General features: G+C 59.7%; 22 protein-coding genes. 16 read left to right on the forward strand and 6 right to left on the reverse strand.

Translation table 11 applies throughout. The features are described 5' to 3' along the window. Positions 1 to 98: 98 nt before the first annotated feature. Positions 99 to 962 carry an MBL fold metallo-hydrolase gene (locus OQ460_RS14710; protein WP_410018180.1) on the forward strand — a complete coding sequence of 288 codons (864 nt, stop codon included), beginning with the start codon at positions 99 to 101 and terminating at the stop codon, positions 960 to 962. Between the two features lie 48 nt (positions 963 to 1,010). Here the strand turns inward: OQ460_RS14710 and bkdR are convergent, their stop codons facing one another. Further along, positions 1,011 to 1,499 carry a Bkd operon transcriptional regulator BkdR gene (gene bkdR / locus OQ460_RS14715; protein ID WP_410018181.1) on the reverse strand — a complete coding sequence of 163 codons (489 nt, stop codon included), beginning with the start codon at positions 1,497 to 1,499 and terminating at the stop codon, positions 1,011 to 1,013. A 196-nt stretch (positions 1,500 to 1,695) separates the two neighbouring features. Here bkdR and OQ460_RS14720 point away from each other — a divergent pair, with 196 nt between their 5' ends. The 5 genes from OQ460_RS14720 to OQ460_RS14740 all read left to right on the forward strand — a co-directional run bounded on the left by OQ460_RS14720 (position 1,696) and on the right by OQ460_RS14740 (position 7,770). Beyond that, positions 1,696 to 2,931, forward strand: a complete 1,236-nt coding sequence (locus tag OQ460_RS14720; protein ID WP_410018182.1) for a 3-methyl-2-oxobutanoate dehydrogenase (2-methylpropanoyl-transferring) subunit alpha — start codon at positions 1,696 to 1,698, stop codon at positions 2,929 to 2,931. Between the two features lies 1 nt (position 2,932). Beyond that, a complete protein-coding gene (locus OQ460_RS14725) occupies positions 2,933 to 3,991 on the forward strand; it encodes an alpha-ketoacid dehydrogenase subunit beta (protein WP_410018183.1) in 1,059 nt (352 codons plus the stop codon). Next, positions 3,992 to 5,260, forward strand: coding sequence for a dihydrolipoamide acetyltransferase family protein (locus OQ460_RS14730; RefSeq protein WP_410018184.1), 1,269 nt, complete (start codon positions 3,992 to 3,994; stop codon positions 5,258 to 5,260). Between the two features lie 3 nt (positions 5,261 to 5,263). Further along, positions 5,264 to 6,643 (forward strand): dihydrolipoyl dehydrogenase, encoded by a 1,380-nt coding sequence (lpdA, locus tag OQ460_RS14735; protein ID WP_410018185.1) that lies wholly within the window; start codon positions 5,264 to 5,266, stop codon positions 6,641 to 6,643. A gap of 107 nt (positions 6,644 to 6,750) precedes the next feature. Continuing rightward, entirely contained in the window at positions 6,751 to 7,770 is a 1,020-nt protein-coding gene (locus OQ460_RS14740; protein WP_410018186.1) for a branched-chain amino acid aminotransferase, read from the forward strand. Positions 7,771 to 7,833: 63 nt separating this feature from the next. On the opposite strand, the gene OQ460_RS14745 is transcribed toward OQ460_RS14740, so the two are convergent. Further along, positions 7,834 to 8,724, reverse strand: coding sequence for a GNAT family acetyltransferase (locus OQ460_RS14745; protein ID WP_410018187.1), 891 nt, complete (start codon positions 8,722 to 8,724; stop codon positions 7,834 to 7,836). A gap of 236 nt (positions 8,725 to 8,960) precedes the next feature. Here OQ460_RS14745 and ctlX point away from each other — a divergent pair, with 236 nt between their 5' ends. From ctlX to OQ460_RS14780, 7 genes are all read left to right on the forward strand, one after another. Then, a complete protein-coding gene (ctlX, locus tag OQ460_RS14750) occupies positions 8,961 to 9,887 on the forward strand; it encodes a citrulline utilization hydrolase CtlX (protein WP_410018188.1) in 927 nt (308 codons plus the stop codon). A 13-nt stretch (positions 9,888 to 9,900) separates the two neighbouring features. Continuing rightward, positions 9,901 to 10,947: an ornithine cyclodeaminase gene (locus OQ460_RS14755; RefSeq protein WP_410018189.1), complete on the forward strand. Its 1,047-nt coding sequence runs from the start codon at positions 9,901 to 9,903 to the stop codon at positions 10,945 to 10,947. Between the two features lie 258 nt (positions 10,948 to 11,205). Then, positions 11,206 to 11,985, forward strand: a complete 780-nt coding sequence (locus tag OQ460_RS14760) for an ABC transporter substrate-binding protein (protein WP_410018190.1) — start codon at positions 11,206 to 11,208, stop codon at positions 11,983 to 11,985. 83 nt (positions 11,986 to 12,068) lie between these two features. Next, a complete protein-coding gene (locus tag OQ460_RS14765; RefSeq protein WP_410018191.1) occupies positions 12,069 to 12,770 on the forward strand; it encodes an ABC transporter permease in 702 nt (233 codons plus the stop codon). Then, positions 12,767 to 13,480, forward strand: coding sequence for an ABC transporter permease (locus tag OQ460_RS14770; RefSeq protein ID WP_410018192.1), 714 nt, complete (start codon positions 12,767 to 12,769; stop codon positions 13,478 to 13,480). The genes OQ460_RS14765 and OQ460_RS14770 overlap by 4 nt, the downstream gene beginning before the upstream one ends. Before the next feature lie 3 nt (positions 13,481 to 13,483). Continuing rightward, entirely contained in the window at positions 13,484 to 14,326 is an 843-nt protein-coding gene (locus tag OQ460_RS14775) for an ABC transporter ATP-binding protein (RefSeq protein WP_410018193.1), read from the forward strand. A gap of 14 nt (positions 14,327 to 14,340) precedes the next feature. Next, positions 14,341 to 14,838, forward strand: a complete 498-nt coding sequence (locus OQ460_RS14780; protein ID WP_410018194.1) for an Lrp/AsnC family transcriptional regulator — start codon at positions 14,341 to 14,343, stop codon at positions 14,836 to 14,838. 107 nt (positions 14,839 to 14,945) lie between these two features. Here the strand turns inward: OQ460_RS14780 and OQ460_RS14785 are convergent, their stop codons facing one another. The 3 genes from OQ460_RS14785 to OQ460_RS14795 form a co-directional block, all read right to left on the reverse strand. After that, positions 14,946 to 15,779: a TIGR03915 family putative DNA repair protein gene (locus tag OQ460_RS14785; protein ID WP_410018195.1), complete on the reverse strand. Its 834-nt coding sequence runs from the start codon at positions 15,777 to 15,779 to the stop codon at positions 14,946 to 14,948. Beyond that, a complete protein-coding gene (locus OQ460_RS14790; RefSeq protein WP_410018196.1) occupies positions 15,776 to 16,996 on the reverse strand; it encodes a putative DNA modification/repair radical SAM protein in 1,221 nt (406 codons plus the stop codon). The genes OQ460_RS14785 and OQ460_RS14790 overlap by 4 nt, the downstream gene beginning before the upstream one ends. A gap of 195 nt (positions 16,997 to 17,191) precedes the next feature. Further along, positions 17,192 to 18,160 carry a hypothetical protein gene (locus OQ460_RS14795; RefSeq protein WP_410018197.1) on the reverse strand — a complete coding sequence of 323 codons (969 nt, stop codon included), beginning with the start codon at positions 18,158 to 18,160 and terminating at the stop codon, positions 17,192 to 17,194. A gap of 175 nt (positions 18,161 to 18,335) precedes the next feature. Here OQ460_RS14795 and OQ460_RS14800 point away from each other — a divergent pair, with 175 nt between their 5' ends. The 3 genes from OQ460_RS14800 (at position 18,336) to OQ460_RS14810 (ending at position 20,499) form a co-directional block, all read left to right on the forward strand. Further along, complete coding sequence (locus OQ460_RS14800) at positions 18,336 to 19,832, forward strand: PAS domain S-box protein (protein WP_410018198.1); 1,497 nt, start codon at positions 18,336 to 18,338, stop codon at positions 19,830 to 19,832. A gap of 131 nt (positions 19,833 to 19,963) precedes the next feature. Continuing rightward, positions 19,964 to 20,215, forward strand: coding sequence for a CsbD family protein (locus OQ460_RS14805; protein ID WP_410018199.1), 252 nt, complete (start codon positions 19,964 to 19,966; stop codon positions 20,213 to 20,215). Positions 20,216 to 20,226: 11 nt separating this feature from the next. Further along, positions 20,227 to 20,499, forward strand: a complete 273-nt coding sequence (locus tag OQ460_RS14810) for a DUF1652 domain-containing protein (RefSeq protein WP_410018200.1) — start codon at positions 20,227 to 20,229, stop codon at positions 20,497 to 20,499. Here OQ460_RS14810 and OQ460_RS14815 read toward each other — a convergent pair. Further along, positions 20,462 to 21,655: an MFS transporter gene (locus tag OQ460_RS14815; protein WP_410018201.1), complete on the reverse strand. Its 1,194-nt coding sequence runs from the start codon at positions 21,653 to 21,655 to the stop codon at positions 20,462 to 20,464. The genes OQ460_RS14810 and OQ460_RS14815 overlap by 38 nt on opposite strands. Positions 21,656 to 21,681 lie beyond the last annotated feature (26 nt).

Consider the following 21,681-nt stretch of genomic DNA (forward strand, 5'->3'; position numbering starts at 1 on the left):
CGATCCTTTGCCTCAGAGGCTTTTTTTCCCTTAAGCTGGCAAGCCTATGTGGAAAACATCTTGAATGTAACCGCTATCCGCCACTCAGGACTGCCGTCATGCCCGCGTTGATTCAATCCTTTCTGGACGAAGCTTCGTCGACCTACACCTATGTCGTCTATACGGAGCACGGAGGGCAATGTGCCATTGTCGACTCAGTCCTCAATTACGACCCGGCCGCCGGGCGCACCGATACCACGCAAGCTGACCGGGTGATTGCTTTTGTGCGCGAATATCGCTTGCAGGTGCAGTGGCTGCTGGAAACCCACGCCCACGCCGATCACCTGTCTGCCGCTCCCTATCTGCGCCGGGAACTGGGCGGCAAGATCGCCATCGGCCAGTCCATCAGCAAGGTCCAGGGTGTATTCAAGAACCTGTTCAACCTGGAGCCGGAATTTTGCATCGACGGTTCGCAGTTCGACCATCTGTTCGCCCCGGACGAGGTGTTCCACATCGGCGACCTCAAGGCACAGGCGCTGCATGTGCCCGGCCACACGCCGGCGGACATGGCCTATCTGATCGATGACCAATTGATCCTGGTGGGCGACACGCTGTTCATGCCCGACGTCGGTACCGCACGCTGCGATTTCCCCGGCGGCGACGCCCGCCAGTTATACGCCTCGATGCGCAAGCTGCTGGCCTTTGCACCGCAAACCCGCCTGTATGTGTGCCACGACTACCCACCCGAAGGTCGTCCGGCCAAATGCCTGACCAGCGTCGCCGAACAGCGCGCCAACAATATTCACGTGCATGACGGGGTGGACGAAGCTGCGTTTGTGGAGATGCGCACCCAGCGCGACGCAGGATTGGGCATGCCGACGCTGTTGCTGCCGGCGATCCAGGTGAATGTGCGCGCCGGGCATATGCCGCCGCCGGAGGACAACGGTGTGACTTACCTCAAGATCCCGCTCAACCAACTTTGAAATACACAACCAACTGTGGGGGGCTTGTGTGGGAGCAAGCCCCACATGTCATGTGCCCAGATTGATGCCATTGGCCGGCAACGGTAGCGCCGTCTTGTAGCGCACTTGCTTGAGGGCAAAACTGGAGCGGATGTTCGCAACCCCCGGGACCTTGGTCAGGAAATCCATCATGAAGCGCTCCAGCGACTGGATGGTCGGCACCAACACCCGGATCAAGTAGTCCGGATCGCCGGCCATCAGGTAGCACTCCATGACTTCGGGCCGGTCGGAAATCGCCCCTTCGAACTGTTGCAACGCCAGTTCGTTCTGCTTTTCCAGGCTGACATGGATAAACACATTTACGTGCAGCCCCAGCAGATCGGCGTCCAGCAGAGTCACTTGCTCGCGGATCAACCCCAACTCTTCCATCGCCTTGACCCGATTGAAACACGGCGTGGGTGACAGGTTGACCGAGCGTGCGAGGTCAGCATTGGTGATACGAGCGTTCTCTTGAAGGTTGTTGAGAATCCCGATATCGATACGGTCCAGCTTGCGCATGAGACAAAACCACCTGTTTATTATGTTTATGCAGATTTTTTATCCTCAAATGATCTCAGGCGCAACAAAACAGAGATAAATATTCTTCTACGCCGGGCCTATGATTGTTGTAGGACAAGATTTCCCCTACCCGGGGACTGACTGTCAGCTAAGCGCGCCCACTACAAGAAATTCACAAGATCGAGCGTAGAAAGCCATGACCCAGCAATACGAACCGCTGCGCCTGCACGTTCCCGAGCCTTCCGGCCGTCCAGGCTGCAAAACCGACTTTACCTACCTGCGTCTGACCGACGCCGGCACAGTGCGCAAACCCGCGATTGACGTGGAGCCTGCCGACACGGCCGACCTGGCCAAGGGCCTGATTCGTGTGCTTGACGACCAGGGCCAGGCCCTGGGCCCGTGGGGCGAAGGCGTTCCCGTGGAGATTCTGCGCCGCGGCATGCGCGCCATGCTCAAGACGCGGATCTTCGACAACCGCATGGTGGTCGCCCAACGCCAGAAGAAAATGTCGTTCTACATGCAAAGCCTCGGCGAAGAAGCCATCGGCAGCGCCCAGGCCCTGGCCTTGAACATCGACGACATGTGCTTTCCCACCTACCGTCAGCAAAGCATCCTGATGGCCCGGGAAGTACCGCTGGTGGACCTGATCTGCCAACTGCTGTCCAACGAGCGCGATCCGCTCAAGGGGCGCCAGTTACCGATCATGTACTCGGTCAAGGACGCCGGCTTCTTCACCATTTCCGGCAACCTCGCCACCCAGTTCGTACAAGGGGTGGGCTGGGGCATGGCCTCGGCGATCAAGGGCGATACCAAGATCGCCTCGGCGTGGATCGGCGACGGCGCTACTGCCGAGTCGGACTTCCACACCGCCCTCACCTTTGCCCACGTCTATCGTGCGCCGGTGATCCTCAACGTGGTCAACAACCAGTGGGCGATTTCCACCTTCCAGGCCATCGCCGGTGGTGAAGCTACCACCTTCGCCGGACGCGGCGTGGGTTGCGGGATTGCGTCGCTGCGGGTCGACGGCAACGACTTCATCGCGGTGTACGCCGCTTCTGCCTGGGCTGCCGAACGTGCCCGCCGCAACCTCGGCCCGACCTTGATCGAGTGGGTTACCTACCGCGCAGGTCCTCACTCCACCTCCGACGACCCGTCCAAGTACCGTCCGGCCGACGACTGGAGCCACTTCCCGCTGGGCGACCCGATCGCTCGCCTCAAGCAGCACCTGATCCGTATCGGCCAGTGGTCCGAAGAGGAACACGCCACGGTCAGTGCCGAGCTTGAAGCCGAAGTGCTCACCGCACAGAAAGAAGCCGAGCAGTACGGCACCCTCGCCGGCGGCCAGATTCCAAGCGCCGCGACCATGTTCGAAGACGTCTACAAAGAGATGCCGGAGCACTTGAAGCGCCAGCGTCAGGAGTTGGGGATCTGACATGAACGATCACAACAATAAAATCGAGCTGGAAACCGCCATGACTACCACCACCATGACCATGATCCAGGCCCTGCGCTCGGCCATGGATGTGATGCTTGAGCGTGACGACAATGTCGTGGTGTTCGGCCAGGACGTTGGCTACTTCGGCGGCGTGTTCCGCTGCACCGAAGGTTTGCAGAACAAGTACGGCACCTCACGGGTATTCGACGCGCCAATCTCCGAAAGCGGCATCGTCGGCGTAGCCGTGGGCATGGGCGCTTATGGCCTGCGCCCGGTGGCAGAAATCCAGTTTGCCGACTACGTGTACCCGGCCACCGACCAGATCATTTCCGAAGCGGCGCGCCTGCGTTATCGCTCGGCCGGCCAGTTCACCGCACCGCTGACCATGCGCATGCCCTGCGGCGGCGGTATCTATGGTGGCCAGACCCACAGCCAGAGTATCGAAGCGGTATTCACCCAGGTCTGCGGCCTGCGCACCGTGATGCCCTCCAACCCCTACGACGCCAAGGGTTTGCTGATCGCATCCATCGAGAACGATGACCCGGTGATCTTCCTCGAGCCCAAGCGCCTGTACAACGGCCCGTTCGACGGCCACCACGACCGCCCCGTAACCCCGTGGTCGAAACACCCGCAGGCACAAGTTCCAGAGGGCTACTACACCGTGCCGCTGGATGTGGCTGCCATTGCCCGTCCGGGCTCTGCCGTTACCGTGCTGACCTACGGCACCACCGTGTATGTGTCGCAAGTCGCCGCCGAAGAAACCGGCATCGATGCCGAAGTCATCGACCTGCGCAGCCTGTGGCCGCTGGACCTGGAAACCATCGTCAAGTCAGTGAAAAAGACCGGCCGTTGCGTGGTGGTGCATGAAGCCACTCGCACCTGTGGTTTCGGTGCTGAACTGGTGTCGCTGGTACAAGAGCACTGTTTCCACTACCTGGAAGCGCCTATCGAGCGTGTGACCGGCTGGGACACTCCCTACCCGCACGCACAAGAGTGGGCATATTTCCCTGGTCCGTCCCGTGTGGGCGCGGCTTTGCAACGGGTCATGGAGGTCTGAATGGGCACGCACGTCATCAAGATGCCGGACATTGGCGAAGGCATTGCAGAAGTTGAGTTGTCGGTGTGGCACGTCAAGGTTGGCGACATGGTCGTGGAAGACCAGGTGCTGGCGGATGTCATGACCGACAAGGCGATGGTGGATATCCCCTCGCCGGTCCACGGCAAGGTGATTGCCCTCGGCGGCGAGCCGGGTGAAGTCATGGCGGTGGGTAGTATCCTGATCAGCATTGAAGTGGAAGGCGCCGGTAATACCAAGGATTCGGCGTTGTCAGCCATGGTTGAAGAGACCGCCCCGGAACCGGCACCGAAGGTCGAAGCCAAGGCTGCGGTTATTGAAAGCAAACCGGCGGTCAAACCGCTGGTCGCGCAAGCCCCCGTAGCCCGCGAGGCCGCTGAGCGCCCGCTGGCCTCCCCGGCCGTGCGCAAGCATGCGCTGGATGCCGGGATCCAGTTGCGCCTGGTGCAAGGCACTGGCCCCGCAGGGCGCATCCTGCATGAAGACCTCGACGCCTACTTGCAACAAGGTGCGGCGAATACCACGGCAACGGCCAACCCGTACGCCGAACGCAACGACGAAGAGCAAATCCCGGTAATCGGCATGCGCCGCAAGATTGCCCAGCGCATGCAGGACGCCACTCAACGTGCCGCGCATTTCAGCTACGTGGAAGAAATCGACGTCACCGCCCTCGACGAGTTGCGCGTTCATCTCAATGAAAAACACGGTGCGACACGCGGCAAGCTGACCCTGCTGCCGTTCATCGTGCGCGCCATGGTCGTGGCGCTGCGCGACTTCCCGCAGATCAATGCGCGATATGACGATCAAGCCCAGGTCATCACCCGTCTCGGTGCAGTACATGTCGGGGTCGCCACCCAGAGCGACGTCGGCCTGATGGTGCCCGTGGTGCGCCACGCCGAGGCGCGCAGCCTGTGGGGGACCGCCGAGGAAATCACCCGCCTGGCCACTGCCGCACGCAATGGCAAGGCCAGCCGCGATGAACTCTCTGGCTCGAGCATTACCCTGACCAGCCTTGGTGCGCTGGGCGGAATTGTCAGCACACCAGTGCTGAACCTGCCGGAAGTGGCCATCGTCGGCGTCAACCGCATCGTTGAACGACCAATGGTGATCAAGGGCCAGATCGTGATCCGCAAGATGATGAACCTCTCCAGCTCCTTCGATCACCGGGTGGTCGATGGCATGGATGCGGCGCAATTCATCCAGGCCGTTCGCGGCCTGCTCGAACAACCCGCCAGCCTGTTCCTGGAGTAAGACATGTCGCAGATATTGAATACCACGCTGCTGATCATCGGCGGCGGCCCTGGCGGTTATGTGGCGGCGATTCGTGCCGGCCAACTGGGCATCCCGACCATTCTGGTAGAAGGCCAGGCGTTGGGCGGCACATGCCTGAATATCGGCTGCATTCCGTCCAAGGCGCTGATTCACGTGGCCGAGCAGTTCCAGCAAACCGTGCATCACAGCCAGGGCTCGGCACTGGGGATCGAGGTCGACGTGCCGGCCCTGGATATTCGCAAAAGCGTGGAGTGGAAAGACGGCATCGTTGACCGCCTGACCAGCGGCGTCGCCGCCCTGTTGAAAAAACACAAGGTGCAAGTGATCCACGGCTGGGCCAAGGTGGTCGACGGCAAGACCGTGGACGTGGGTGACCAGCGTATCCAGTGCGAGCATTTGCTGCTGGCCACCGGTTCCAAAAGCGTCGAGCTGCCCATGCTGCCGATTGGCGGGCCGATTATTTCCTCTACCGAAGCACTGGCCCCGACACACCTGCCCAAGCGACTGATCGTGGTCGGTGGTGGTTACATCGGCCTGGAGCTGGGCATTGCCTATCGCAAACTCGGCGCCGAAGTCAGCGTGGTGGAAGCGCAAGACCGTATCTTGCCGGCCTACGACGCCGAACTGACGCAACCGGTAACTGAATCCCTCAAACAGTTGGGAGTCAAGCTGTACCTCAAGCACAGCGTCAGCGGGTTTGAAGGCAGAAGCCTGCAAGTGCGTACCCCTGACGGCGACACCCTGGCCCTGGACACCGACCAAGTGTTGGTGGCTGTCGGGCGCAAACCCAACACCCAGGGTTGGAACCTGGAAGCCCTGAACCTGGCAATGAACGGTGCGGCAATCAAGATCGACAGCCACTGCCAGACCAGCATGCGCAACGTCTGGGCGATTGGTGATCTGAGCGGCGAACCGATGCTCGCGCACCGGGCCATGGCCCAGGGCGAAATGGTCGCGGAGTTGATCAGTGGCAAGCAGCGCGAGTTCAACCCGGCAGCGATTGCGGCGGTTTGTTTTACCGATCCTGAGTTGGTGGTGGTCGGCAAGACCCCGGACGAGGCCAAGGCAGCGGGCCTGGACTGTATCGTATCGAGCTTCCCGTTCGCCGCGAATGGCCGGGCCATGACCCTGGAGTCCAAAGCCGGTTTTGTACGGGTGGTAGCGCGGCGTGACAATCACCTGATTGTCGGTTGGCAGGCCGTGGGCGTCGGCGTCTCGGAGTTGTCCACGGCATTTGGTCTGAGCCTGGAAATGGGCTCGCGCCTGGAAGATGTGGCAGGCACCATTCATGCCCATCCAACCCTGGGCGAAGCGGTGCAGGAAGCGGCACTGCGTGCATTGGGCCACGCCCTGCACATTTGAATCAGCCCGCTCCCACACAAGCCAAGAATGCAGTATTGTTGCGCCCATCCAGAAATAAACCGAAAGCCTGCCTTAGACCAGGCGGTTGCGAAGAGATAGAGGGTGTCATGAGTAACGAAAGCATCAATTGGGACAAATTGGGTTTTGACTACATCAAGACCGACAAGCGTTTTCTCCAGACCTGGAAAGACGGCGCCTGGCAAGAAGGCACCCTGACCGACGACAACGTGCTGCACATCAGCGAGGGCTCCACTGCCCTGCACTATGGCCAGCAGTGCTTTGAAGGCCTGAAGGCCTATCGTTGCAAGGATGGCTCGATCAACCTGTTCCGCCCGGACCAGAACGCCGCGCGCATGCAACGCAGCTGCGCCCGCCTGCTGATGCCGCAGGTACCGACCGAGGCATTCATCGAAGCGTGCAAGGAAGTAGTGCGCGCCAACGAACGTTTCATCCCGCCCTACGGCACCGGCGGTGCGCTGTACCTGCGCCCGTTCGTGATCGGCACCGGTGACAACATCGGCGTGCGCACCGCTCCCGAATTTATCTTCTCGATCTTCTGCATTCCGGTCGGCGCCTACTTCAAGGGCGGCCTGACGCCACACAACTTCCTGATCTCCGGCTACGATCGTGCCGCGCCAAACGGCACCGGTGCGGCCAAGGTCGGTGGCAACTACGCCGCGAGCCTGATGCCGGGTTCCCTGGCGAAAAAAGCCAGCTTTGCTGATTGCATCTACCTGGACCCGGCCACCCACTCGAAAATCGAAGAGGTCGGTTCGGCCAACTTCTTCGGGATCACCCACGACAACAAGTTCGTTACCCCAAGCTCACCGTCGGTACTGCCAGGCATCACCCGCCTGTCGCTGATCGAGCTGGCAAAATCGCGCCTGGGCCTGGAAGTGGTCGAAGGCGACGTGCTGATCGACAAGCTGTCCGACTTCAAGGAAGCCGGCGCCTGCGGTACAGCAGCGGTGATCACACCCATCGGCGGGATCGAGTACAAGGACAAGCTTCACGTGTTCTACAGCGAAAAAGACGTCGGCCCGGTGACCCAGAAGCTCTACAAAGAGCTGACTGGCGTACAGTCCGGCGACGTTGAAGCACCAGCGGGCTGGATCGTAAAGGTCTGAGTCAACCGCTGAACAAAGTGTGGGAGTCGACAAGCCGGCTCCCACATTTGATTGTGGGTGTTTTCAGGGTTGGGGGATATTCTGCGCAATTTTCTTGCCCATGCTGATCCGCGGCTCTATCCCGTACCCCACTGCCTCGTAGAACCCCACCACCGCGTCATTGCCGCCGGTGATCTGCAGGTTGATTTTCATGCAACCCAAGGCAATCAATGCCTGCTCTGCATGCCGCACCAGTGAAGCACCCAGGCCCTGGCGGCGATACTCGGGCTGCACGGCGACCGAATACAACCAGCCGCGATGCCCGTCGTAACCGGCCATCAAGGTGCCGATCACAGTGTTTTTGTCCGTGGCGACAAAAAACAACCCATCATCGACTGCCAGCTTGCGATCAATGGCCATCTCTGGCCGGTTGTGTGGGGCGTCATAGCCAAATGCCAATCGCCACAACGCTGCCACTTGGGCACGGTGCAGTCGGTCGCGATAAGGGCCGATGGGATGACGTGAAGACAGCGCCTTCTCCATCACCAGGGTACGCTCGTTGCCGTGATAGACATCCCGCACCGTTTGAAAACCCAGCGCGCTGTAGAACGACTCGGCGGTCAGGGATGAAGGCACCACCAGTACCGTTACCCCGGCCTCCCGCGCCCGGATTTCGATTTCGGTCATCAGCAAGCGGCCGATGCCCTGCCCTTGCAGTGCCGGATTGACGAACACTGAACGCACTGCACTGGCATCCAGCGCAGCGGTGGCAACAACCACTTGTGCCTGCGTGGCCACCAGCACGATCCGACGCTTGAGCAGTTCCAGCACGGCCTCGGGGGTAAAGTTGCTTGCCACCCGGGCGATTACATCCGCCGGATAATCCTGCGCATTGCTGCTGTGCAAAGCGGCCAGGATCACCTGGCTGATGCCTTCGGCATCGTTGGGTTGGGCGAGGCGGACTTCGGTTGGCATGGGCGGTTCCTTGCTGAAACAGATATCACGACCGCCACCATACTAAATGTGGGAGCGACAGTGCGACGATTCGACTTGCTCCCACATTTTGCTCTCGCCCCATCCGACAGCTGATTCGGCTGACATACCCATCTTTTCAGCTTTCCCGGCTGGGCCGCTCCCCTGTTTCAGCCGGGATTCTCCTGCCACAAGCCACAAAATAGCCGCACTGCCCACCCCCATGGACCCGTGCCCCCATGCAAACCACCAACACTGTCCTGATGATCCGCCCGGCGCGCTTTGCCTTCAACCCGGACACCGCAGTCAACAACCGTTTCCAGCGCGCACCGCTCGACCCGCTGGCCGCACAGCATAAAGCGCTGGAAGAGTTCGACGATTACGTCGACACACTACGCAAGCACGGCGTGGAAGTGTTGGTGGTGCAGGACACTCCCGCGCCTCATACCCCGGACTCGATTTTCCCCAACAACTGGTGGAGCAGCCATGCCGACGGCAGCCTGGTGCTGTACCCGATGGAAGGCCAGAACCGACGACTGGAACGCAACAAAGGCGTGCTGCAAGTGCTGGAGCAACGCTTCGCCATCCGCGACACCATTGATTTCAGCCACTTGGAACAGCAAAACATGTTCCTCGAAGGCACCGGCAGCATGGTCCTCGACCGTCAGCACCGGATCAGCTACGCCTGCCATTCGGGACGCACGCATCACGATGCCCTGCGCCAGTTCGCCGAGCGCCTGGACTATCAGGTCTGCATGTTTCACGCCGTCGACCGTCACCACGCACCGATCTACCACAGCAACGTGATGATGAGTGTCGGCCGTGAACTCTCGGTGGTGTGCCTGCAGGCGCTGCCCGACAAGCACGAACGCCTGGGCCTGGAACGCTCCCTGCGCGACACCGGCAAAGACATCCTGGCCCTGGACTTCGACCAGTTGGAAGCCTTCGCCGGCAACATGCTCGAAGTCCACGACCGCGACGGCCAGCCACTGCTGGTGATGTCCGCCAGCGCCTGGCAATCCCTCAAGCCCGGCCAACGCCAACATGTGGAGCGTCACACCCGGCCGGTAGTCGTCAACATCGACAACATCGAACGCATCGGCGGTGGCAGCGCCCGCTGCATGTTGGCCGAAGTGCATCTTCCGGCCCGTATCTCATTCCAATAAAAGGAGTTTTTCCATGACCCGTTATATCGACGTCAACGACCTCAGCTACTTGGTTTCGCAAAAAGGCCTGCAAACCTGCATCACCGAAATGGCCGAATACATCCGCGCCGACTACCTGCGCTGGCAGGACTTCGAGAAATGCGCGCGCCTGGCCAACCACTCGCCCGAGGGCGTGATCGAGTTGATGCCGGTCTCGGATGCTGCGCTGTATGCCTTCAAATACGTTAACGGCCACCCAAAAAACACCCAGAGCGGCATGCTCACCGTCATGGCCTTCGGTGCCTTGGGCGATGTGGATACCGGCAAGCCCGTGCTGCTTAGCGAAATGACCCTGACCACCGCAATCCGCACTGCCGCCACCTCGGCACTGGTAGCGCGCTATCTGGCTCGGGACAACAGCCGCAGCATGGCGCTGATCGGCAACGGCTCGCAAAGCGAGTTCCAGGCCCTGGCGTTCCACGCCATGCTCGGCATCACTGAAATCCGCCTGTTCGATATCGATGCCAGGGCGATGGCCAAACTGGCGGCCAACCTTAAAGCGTTTCCAGCGATCAAGGTGGTGCTGGCCAATAGCGTTGCCGAAGCGGTCAAAGGCGCCGACATCGTCACCACTGTTACCGCCGACAAGGCCTACGCGACGATTCTCACTGACGACATGATCGAGCCAGGCATGCACCTCAATGCCGTGGGCGGCGATTGCCCCGGCAAGACTGAGCTGGACCGCCGCATCGTCGAGCGCGCGCGGGTGATCGTCGAGTACGAGCCACAAAGCCGTATCGAAGGCGAAATCCAGCACATGCCGCATGACTCTGCAGTGATCGAGTTGTGGCAAGTGATCAACGGCCAGGTTGCAGGCCGGGAAAATCCGCGCCAAATCACCCTGTTCGATTCGGTCGGCTTCGCCATCGAGGATTATTCGGCACTGCGCTATGTGCTGGATGTGGCCAAGGCCCTGGACGTGGGCAGCGAGTTGGAGCTGGTACCGGACCTGGCCGACCCCAAGGACCTGTTTGCACGGCTGGCGCAACAGCCTGCCGCACAGCACAAAAAGCGCGCCTGAAACCGCTCTGGCCTGCCACTTTGCGCAAGGTGCAGGCCAAAATCCGCCGACCGCCAAGCCGAATTGCAGGGTGCTGCAGCCGATTGTGCTGTGACCTGCGTTTTAACAGCGTATTCCGCATGCCGGAACCGGGGTAAACGACACAAAAAACGCACCTTCTTGAAGCATTCTGAGCGCGACCAAAGAGTCAGCAAATGAATGCACCCGCAGCACCTTTCTACTGCCCTGACATCAATTACAAAATATAGGGAATACACCATGACTCCGCTCCGATCACTCATCGCCGCGCTGCTCTTGCCGCTGTGCGCCACCGCCGTCCACGCCCAGGACGTGAAGGAGATCCGCTTCGGCGTCTTTCCTGAGTACCCGCCTTTTGAATCCGTGGCCGCCGACGGCAGCCTGCAAGGGTTTGACATCGAGTTGGGCAACGCAATCTGCGCCAAGCTCGAGGTCAAGTGCGTGTGGGTTCACAATGAATTCGACGGCATGATCCCGGCCCTGCGCGCGCGCAAGTTCGACGCCATCATGTCCTCGATGGCCGTGACCCCGGCCCGGCAAAAACAGATCGACTTCAGTGACAAGTTATTCCTCAGCCCGACCTCGGTGATCACCCGTAAGAATGCCGATTTCGGTGACACCCCCGAATCGCTCAAAGGCAAGCAGGTCGGCGTCCTCCAGGGCTCGCTGCAAGAAGCCTACGCCCGTGCCCACCTTGCGAAACTGGGTGCGCAGGTCAAGGCCTACCAGTCCCAGGACCAGAACTACGCCGACCTGCAGAACGGCCGCCTCGACGCGACTCTGACCGACAAGCTCGAAGCCCAGCTCAACTTCCTCTCCAAGCCCGAAGGCGCCGACTACAAATCCGGCCCGGCCTTCAAGGACCCGACCCTGCCGCTGGATATCGCCATGGGGCTGCGCAAGAACGATAAGGAGTTGCTGGCGCTGATCAACAAAGGTATCGCCGCCGTTCAGGCCGATGGCACCTATACCCGGATCCAGAAGAAATACTTCGGCGACCAGGATATCTACAACGAGTGATCCCAGCCCCGGGGATACAAAACATCGCCCTCCCCTCCATGGGTGGGCGATGCCGGTTCCACGCTTAACAGAGATTCCTTCCCGTGAATGAACTCCTCAACCTGCAAGGCTTCGGCCCGTTGCTGGCCCAAGGTGCCTGGATGACAGTCAAACTGGCATTCCTGGCGCTGGTCCTGAGCCTGACACTGGGCCTGATCGCCGCAGGCGCCAAGCTATCCAGCGCCAGGCTGCTGCGCATCCCCGCGACGCTCTACACTACGTTGATCCGTAGCGTGCCCGACCTGGTGCTGATCCTGCTGATTTTCTACAGCCTGCAACTGTGGCTCAACGACCTGACCGAGATGCTCGGTTGGAACTACTTCGAGATCGATCCCTTCACCGCAGGCGTGGTCACTCTCGGCTTTATCTACGGAGCCTATTTCACCGAGAATTTTCGCGGTGCGATGCTCAGTGTCCCGGTAGGTCAGTTGGAGGCAGCGACTGCCTATGGCTTGAGCCGTTGGCAGCGGTTTCGGCTGGTGATGTTCCCGCAACTGATGCGCTTCGCACTACCGGGCCTGGGCAATAACTGGCTGGTGCTGCTCAAATCCACCGCGTTGGTGTCGATCATCGGCCTGGCGGACCTGGTCAAGGCAGCACAGAACGCCGGCAAGACCACCAATAATCCGTTGTACTTCCTGATTCTCGCGGCCCTTGTGTACCTGGTGATCACCACCCTCTCCAACCACATCTTCAAACGTCTGGAACGACGCTATAACGTCGGTATCAAGGGAGTGACGCGATGATCGAATTGATCCAGCAATACGGCCTGGCCTACCTGTGGACTGATGGGTTCGGCTTGTCCGGAGTCGCCATGACGTTGTGGCTGTTCATTGTCTCGGTAGTTCTGGGTTTTTTCCTGTCGATCCCACTGGCGATTGCCCGCGTCAGCGAACACTTCTGGTTGCGTTGGCCGGTGGAGCTGTACACCTACCTGTTTCGCGGTACGCCGCTGTATATCCAGTTGCTGATTTGCTACACCGGCCTCTACAGCCTGGAAGTGGTGCAAGACAACGCAATACTCAACCAGTTTTTCCGCAATGCATTGAACTGCACCCTGCTGGCCTTTGTGCTCAACACTTGCGCCTACACCGTGGAAATCTTCGCCGGGGCCATCCGCAATATTCCCCATGGCGAGATTGAAGCAGCACGCGCCTATGGCTTGCACGGCTGGCGGATGAACCTGTTTGTCGTGATTCCCGCTGCACTGCGCCGCTCGTTGCCGGCCTACAGCAACGAAATGATCTTGATGCTCCACGCCACTTCGCTGGCGTTCACTGCAACCATCGCCGATATCCTCAAGGTGGCCCGCGACGCCAATGCCGAGACGTTCCTGACCTTCCAGGCATTCGGTATTGCCGCGCTGCTGTACATGCTGCTGTCCTTTGCACTGGTGGGCCTGTTTCGACTGGCCGAACGTCGCTGGATGCGTTTTCTTGTTCCTTCCCGAGGCTAACCCATGAATCAGTCCGCACAGGCCCTGGCCGCTCATCCTGCAGACGTTGCCGCTCCACGCCCAAGTGCCGTGGCGGCAGGCGCCAGCATCAAACTCAAGGTCGAAGGCCTGCATAAAAGCTACGGCGAACATGAAGTGCTCAAAGGTGTCTCGCTGAACGCCAGCAAGGGCGACGTGATCAGCCTGATCGGCGCCAGCGGCTCCGGCAAAAGCACCATGCTGCGTTGCATCAACTTTCTCGAACAACCCGACGCCGGGGTCATCACCCTGGACGGCATCAGCATTGAAATGCGCCAGGGTCGCGCAGGCTCGCAGACGCCGCACCAGGCACAACTGCAAAACCTGCGCACGCGCCTGGCCATGGTGTTCCAGCATTTCAACCTGTGGAGCCACATGACCGTAATGGAAAACATCTGCATGGCACCGCGCCGGGTGCTGGGCGTCAGCGAGGCCGAGGCGCAAAAGCGTGCGCGGATGTACCTGGACAAGGTGGGCCTGCCGGGCCGGGCGGCGGATCAGTATCCGGCGTTTCTCTCGGGTGGCCAGCAGCAACGCGTGGCCATTGCCCGGGCATTGGCCATGGAACCGGAGATCATCCTGTTCGATGAACCGACCTCGGCACTTGACCCAGAACTTGTAGGAGAAGTCCTGAAAGTCATACAGACGTTGGCCGAGGAAGGCCGTACCATGCTCATGGTTACCCACGAAATGGGCTTTGCCCGGCAAGTGTCCAGCCAAGTGCTGTTCCTGCATCAGGGGCGGGTCGAGGAACACGGCAGCGCCGAAATCCTTGATCACCCCAACAGCGAACGCTTGCAGCAATTTCTCTCCAACCGCTTGAAGTGAACACAGAATCGATCATGGATACCAAGGCCAACGGACCCCACTCTTCCCCTGTGCTGGATCGCATCGATGAAGCCATCATCGACGTGCTGCGTCATCAGGGGCGTATTACCTACGAGAAACTGTCGTCGCTGGTACACCTGACGCCCAGGCCCTGCCTGGAGCGGGTGCGCAAGCTGGAGCGGCGCGGGGTAATTCGCGGTTACGGGGCCATTATCGATGTGCAAATGGTTTCGCCAGGGCTGTCGCTGCTGGTCTTGGTGGCGCTTTCCAACCAGAGCGGACGCTCGGCACAGAAAGCGTTCGAGGCCTGCGTCAAGGCTTGCCCGCAAGTGTTCGAATGCCAACTGATCAGCGGACCGTTCGACTACAGCCTGCGCATGCGTTGCCGGGACATGGAGCACTATCGGGTGCTGACGGAAACGTGGTTGAACAATGACGAGTTGCACATCGACAAATTAGTGGCGCACCCAGAGTTGGCGGTAGTTAAAAACACCGCCACCGAGCTGGCCTGACACACTGAAGATCAAATGTATGCGGGCTTGCTCGCGATAGCGGTATATCAGCCAACACTTGCTTGCCTGGCCCACCGCTATCGCAGGCAAGCCAGCTCCCACATGTTTTAACCGTGCCCACTTGAAATCCGTTTGCCGGGACGCTCAGCGATCAGCTTTGCCTGTCCATCCCGCTGTTTGCCGGTACGTGCCTCGCTGATCAGACCTGGTATCAATTTGCCCTCCGGCAAATTCTTCCAGAACCGACTCGGCAAGTGCCCTTCCATGACCTTGGGGTTCAAGCGTGCCGGGTTGAAGGTATGACTGTAGTAAGTCAGCCACATGACGCTGTGGGGATCCTCGACGTTCTGCGCCAATTGCTGCCACTGCGGCGGACAGTGGCGCTGATGAATCAACTGTTCGCCGTTGTAATACACACCGTCCAACGGCGTGGCGATCATCCAGCGATGCCGGCCCATGCGTCCGATAAAATGCTGGCTGGCGCTATGCAGAATATCGTGGGCCGGCTCATGCCAGGCCACGTATTCGGGCAATTCGGGGCCTGCCGCTGCGGGCAGTGCAATAAAGCGTACAAACGCATGCAGGTGATGGGCTTCCCGTCGAACCTGCTTGATTCGCCGCTGCAATTCACTGCCCAAATGGTCTCCGGCCATCATCGCCGTGCGATCGCCATGGCTGACGCGCCAAAGCACCTCATACAACAGGCTCCAGCGCTGTTCGCCGTGGTAGCAGGCAGCACTTTCCAGCAACTCCAGCAGCGCTTTGGGAATCCGTGCCTGGAACGGGCCATTGTGCGCCGGATACTGCTCATCCGTGGCGAACAGGTCCGCAACTTCCGTCTTGCCCCAACTGACGTGACTGGGATCAATCTGGTGACTGAGCAGCCAGCGTGCCTGTTCGCGCCAGGTGCTGAAAAGGTTGTCACATTCCAGGCTGATCATCCCCAAAGCCCCATTTGTTGAGGCTGAGGGCGATCACGCAATTGTTCACGCAGGAGCACGCTGGTGCTTTCAGCCTGCTGGGGATGGTAATCACTGGTGATGAAAAACGGCTTGGCCTTGCTCAGGACGCAACGCATGCGCGCCAGGTCTTCAAAGCGGATCCTGCGCTGGCGACGTAGCTCCACCAGACGCTCGGTAGTGCGCAAGCCGATCCCGGGAATCCGTGCGATCAGCGTTGCGTCGGCGCGGTTCAGATCCAGCGGGAAAACCTCGCGGTGTTCCAGTGCCCAGGCCAGCTTGGGGTCGATATCGAGTGCCAGGTGCCCTGCCCCCTGGAACAACTCGTTGGCCGTGAATCCGTAACTGCGCAGCAGGAAATCCGCCTGGTACAAACGGTGCTCGCGCATCAATGGCGGCGCAGCCAGAGGCACGCTTTTCGGGCTGTTGGGGATCGGACTGAACGCCGAGTAATACACGCGGCGCAACTTGAAATTGCCGTACAGCGCTTCGGCACCGTGGAGGATGGTGCTGTCATCGGTGTCATCGGCCCCCACGATCATTTGCGTGCTTTGCCCCGCTGGCGCAAACCGCGGCGCACGCGGCTCGTTAAGTACAGTCTGCTCGCCGGTAAAGATGGTCTGCATGGCTTGCTTGATCGAGACGATCTGCTTCTCGGGTGCCAGGGTCTGCAGGCTTTTATCAGTTGGAAGCTCGATGTTCACACTCAAGCGGTCGGCATAACGCCCCGCCTCGGCAATCAACGCCGGGTCGGCTTCGGGAATCGTCTTGAGGTGGATATACCCGCGAAAGTCATGCTCCTCGCGCAGCAACCTAGCCACCCGCACCAACTGCTCCATGGTGTAGTCGGCGGAACGGATGATCCCTGAACTGAGAAACAGCCCGCTGACACAGTTGCGCCGGTAGAAATCCAGGGTCAGTGTCACCACTTCCTCCGGACTGAACCGCGCACGCGGCACGTCGCTGGAGCGGCGATTGACGCAGTATTGGCAATCATAGAGGCAGAAGTTGGTCAGCAGCACCTTGAGCAACGACACGCAGCGACCATCAGGTGTGTAGCTGTGGCAGATACCCATACCATCGGTCGAACCCAACCCGGCCTTGCCCTCGGAGCTTCGCTTGGGCGCACCGCTGCTGGCGCAGGACGCGTCATATTTGGCGGCGTCGGCAAGGATGCTGAGCTTTTCGATCAACTGCATGAGGAAGCACCGAATACTGGTTTTTTATACAGTACCAGTGAGATCGGCACCCATTCAAGGGCAAACAGGCAAACAGTCGAACAATCTTGCAGGCAGCGAGCACAGATAGCGCCCGGATGCCGCCTGCCTTCTACGCAAACGATGCCGAGCCCGGTTAAAGGCTCGACATCTGCACTACTTAAAACAATGCAGTACTTAGTTCACCGGCACCCGACGAGTCGAGATGGCCATGCGGCCCATCCCAAAACTCAACGCCGCACCCAACACCAACATCAACAAAGTGCTCCACGCCGCGCGGGACAGTTGCCTGGCTGCCACTTCAGCCGCTTCGCGGGCTTTTTGTTCGGCCTGTGCTTTTAGCTCCTCAACCTTCTGCATGGCCTGCTGGTAAGCCTGGGCGTAGTTCTCGACGATCTGGCTGGCTTGGGCCTGGCTCTTGCCGGTGCGCGCAGCGACGATATTGACCAGCGCTTGCTTGTCTGCCGCATTCAGCGCAGGTTCACCGGAGGCTTTGACCCGCTCGAACCATCGCTTGAGCTCTTCAGCGGCCTGGGCCGGATCGGTCGCAGCAGCTGTGGCTGATTGCTTGCCGTCTGCCGCTGCCTGGTCGGTTTTCTGCTCGACGTTGGCCGGGTCCAGTTCAGCCTTGCCGCTCTGCTTGAGCAAGGTGTCCAGTTCGCCTTGCAGACTATTCCAATCCAGGCTGATACCTTTTTCGTCCAGCCGCTGCTTGAGGCTGTCACCGATCCCCGGCGCCACGGCCGCGATCCCGCTGCCGGCGGCCGACAGACCTTTACCCAATACACTGCCTGCGGTTCCGACAACACTGGTAGCCAGCGCCGCCAGCAGCCAGGTGGTGAGCAAAGTGGTGATGGTCCAGCTCAACACGCCATGCAGGCCACCACGATCGGGGGCGGTGCGGCCGGCAACAAAGGCACCGATGCCAATCGCCAGTAGTGTGGACACAAACAACCAGATCCCGGCACCTGTACCGAAACCGCTAAGAGGATTACCGGCCTCCATCGGGTCTACCGCGCTGGCACCGATGGCAGTGCCCAGTACGCTCAACACCAGATAGGTCACCAGGCCAATTGCACTACCGGCCAATACCGAACCCCAGGAGACGCGAAACGGCGAACGATTGCTTTCATATAGCGTGGTCATGATCGATCCTTTGACGAGTGAGTACGCCCCAAGTGTGTCCGGGCTATACCCTTCAGTCTCGGCACATATGCACTAGCGTATCTGGTGCATTCGCACCCCTACGCAAGCAGTCGTCCTGCACTATCCTGACGCCCTGGTGTCGTAATTTCCATGCGCCCAATCCCCCGGAGAAACCATGAGCCAGGCCGTTCTCGCCCAAGAAACCAATCGCCGCCAATTGCAGCAGATCATTTCCGGACTGTCCGAGGGGGTGATTCTCGCGGAGATCGATCAGACCATCCTCTGGGCGAACGACGCCGCGCTGACCATGCATGGCCTGGAGGACATTGCCGGGCTGGGTACCAATACAGGCGAATATGCCGAGCGCTTTACCTTGCGCTATCGCAACAATCATCCGCTGACGCTGGAGAGCTACCCATTGAGCCGGGTCGCCAACGGCGAGGAGTTCAGTGATGTGGTGGTGGACGTCACCCCTACCAACGATATCGACCGGACCTGGGTCCACCGCGCGCGCAGCCTGATACTGACCAACAGCGCCGGCAAGCCGGAACTGCTGGTACTGATCTTGAGTGACGCCACCGAGTGGGCCAGCGCCGAACAGCGCTTCGAAAAAACCTTCAATGCCAACCCCGCGCCCGCCGTGATCTGCCGCTTGAGCGACCTGCGTTACATCAAGGTCAACCAGGGATTTTTGGAGATGACCGGCTACAACCGTGATCAGGTGATCGGTCGTTCGGTGTATGAACTGGATGTGCTGGAACAGGCCGAACGCAAGGAACTGGCGATTCAGCGCCTGGGCGAAGGTTCGACCATCCCACAAATGCAGGCCGAGCTGAAACTGCCCGAAGGCGGCAGCAAGCTGGTGATCGTCGCCGGCCAGCCGCTGGATATGAACGATGAAGATTGCATGCTGTTCTCCTTCACGGACCTGGAGCCCCGGCGCAAGGCCGAAACCGCGTTGCGCCAAAGTGAGGAGCGCTTTGCCAAGTCCTTTCGGCTGACGCCCGTCCCCACCCTGGTGTGCGATGCACACAACCAGCAAGTGTTGGATGTCAACGAAGCCTTTATGAACATCACCGGATACACCAGTGAAGAGCTGATCGGTAAATCCATTCCCGATATCGACTTTATCGACAGCGCACAAACCTGCGAGCAACTGTTCGCCACCCTGGAGAAAGCCGGCAACCTCGAAGGCCAGGACCTCAAGATCCGCAAGAAAGGCAATGAGGTGATTGACTGCGTAGTGTCGGCGGACACCGTGACACTTCAAGACACCACCTGTTATTTACTGGTGATGATGAACATCACTGAGCGTAAACGCTCAGAGCTGGAATTGGTGACCGCCATCGAGGAGGTGATGCAAGACGCCTCGTGGTTCAGTCAGACCTTGATTGAAAAGCTCGCCAATGCCAAAAGCATCAACAGCCCCAACCTTCCCAATATCTCTTTCACCGACCTGACCGCCCGTGAACGCGATGTACTTGGACTGATTTGCGAAGGCCTGGCCGACAAAGAGATCGCCTCGCGCCTGAAGCTGGCCCCCAACACCGTACGCAATCATGTGGCCACGGTGTATTCCAAACTGGGTGTACACAGCCGCAGCGCCGCCATCGTATGGGCGCGCGAACGCGGTCTGTTTGCTGGTGAACGGCGAGCCAAACCAGGGAAATAAGGTGCATATGCACTAGAAGGACCAGTGCAAATTCGCCTTATTGCACACCAGCAGACTCCTTAACCTTCAAGGGTAGGCACGTGACTTGTGTTCATGTGCCCTGGCGTTTTTTGCCCTTGAAGGAGACAACCATGAAACAGGAACAGATTAAAGGCAGCGTCGAAAAGATGGCTGGCAAGGCACAGGATTTCCTCGGCGAGTTGAGCGGTGACGAACAGCTCCAGGCCCAGGGAGTTGCGCGCCAGGCAGCCGGGCAACTGCAACAAACCTATGGCGATGCACTGGACAGCATCAGTGACTTCACCAAGCGCAAGCCTCTTGCCACCGTTGCGATCCTGGCCGGCGCAGGTTTGCTGCTGGGCCTGTTATTGCGTCGTCGTTGAAGGGGAACGGCATGTTTACCCTTGCCCAACTGCGTAACTGCATCGAAGAAGGCTTGTCGCCGTTGACCTGCGAATTCACCTTGTGCCGCGATGCCTCACTGACCTTGAAAGTGTTCGACGCCGATAGTGGCCGCGTGGACTTGGTGGTCACCGGCATCAGCGTCAATAAGCTCAAGACACCAGAAGACGTCGCGAACATGGTCGATGAACTGCGTTACGAGCTGCAAAGCAACACCATGGGCATGCTCACTCTGACTGGCGAGCCTGCAACGACGACCCAATGAAGTAGAACATCCCACCGCCCACGATAAACATCGCCAGCATGTAAAACATGTAGTGGGCCGGCAGGCTGGCCAGCACCAGCCCACATAACACCGGCCCCAGCGCTGCTCCCAGGTTTGAGAGATTTTGCGCGCCGTAATACATGCCCCTCAGGGCGTCCGGGGCGATTCGGTCAATAAACATGTACTCGGCTGGAAACACGATGATCTCGCCCACAGTGAACACCGCCATGGATGCCACCCACCACCACACGCTGGTGGACAGCGCAAAACCAATCACTCCCAGCAGGAACATGCCTAGCCCGAGCATCAGCCAGCGGCTCAGGTGACGGTGGGATATTTGCCGACCAATCACATATTGCAGCGCGATCACCAGCAGCGCATTGGTAGTCAGAATGGCGCTAATGACGGTGTAGGTGTATTCCGCGCTCGAAGTGGTCACCAGATACTGGGACAAGTACGCCGTGAACTGGCCGAACACCACCGCACTGAGCAAGCCGCCGATGGTAAAGCACACCAGGCGATGGTCGCGCAACAACACCCGGCCGACGGCCAGGAATGACACCGGCTTTTGTGTGGTGTCGACGGTGGCCAGCGTGCGGTCGCCCCAGCGCCAGTAAAGCAGGAGAAACCCCAGGCCCAGCAGCGCCGACAATACAAACGGCAGGCTCATATCGGCCTTGGCGATCATCGCGCCAAAAAACGGCCCTACGGCGTAACCGATATTAGTCAGGGTGTACTTGATGGAAAACACTTCGCTGCGCGCCTCGATAGGCAACAGGCTGGCGAAGCCGGCCTTGACCGCGATGTCGATCACCGCATAGGCCAGGTTGATCAGGATCAGGCAGCTATAAAATAGCCACAGGTCGCGGGCCAGCAGCGTACCGAAAAATCCCAGGACGAACAGCAGGCTCAAGCCCAGCAACAGCCGATAGCTGTTGATCCGGTCCACCAGAAAACCGCCGTACACACTCAGCAGGGAACCGACAATCAGCGAACTGCCAATGACCAGGCCGACTTCACTGATGCCCAGGGCAAAGTGGCTGGACAGATAGATGACCATGTAGGGAAAGGTGATCGCCTTGGCCAGGGTCAGGATCAACGTGGCCGACAGCAGCAGGTTCACGGTGCGCGGATAGTTTTTTATTGTGCTCAGCATCCTGCTCTCTTCCCCAAAGGCATTCA

The sequence above is a fragment of the Pseudomonas imrae genome, assembly GCF_046352735.2.
GTDB classification, from domain to species: domain Bacteria; phylum Pseudomonadota; class Gammaproteobacteria; order Pseudomonadales; family Pseudomonadaceae; genus Aquipseudomonas; species Aquipseudomonas imrae.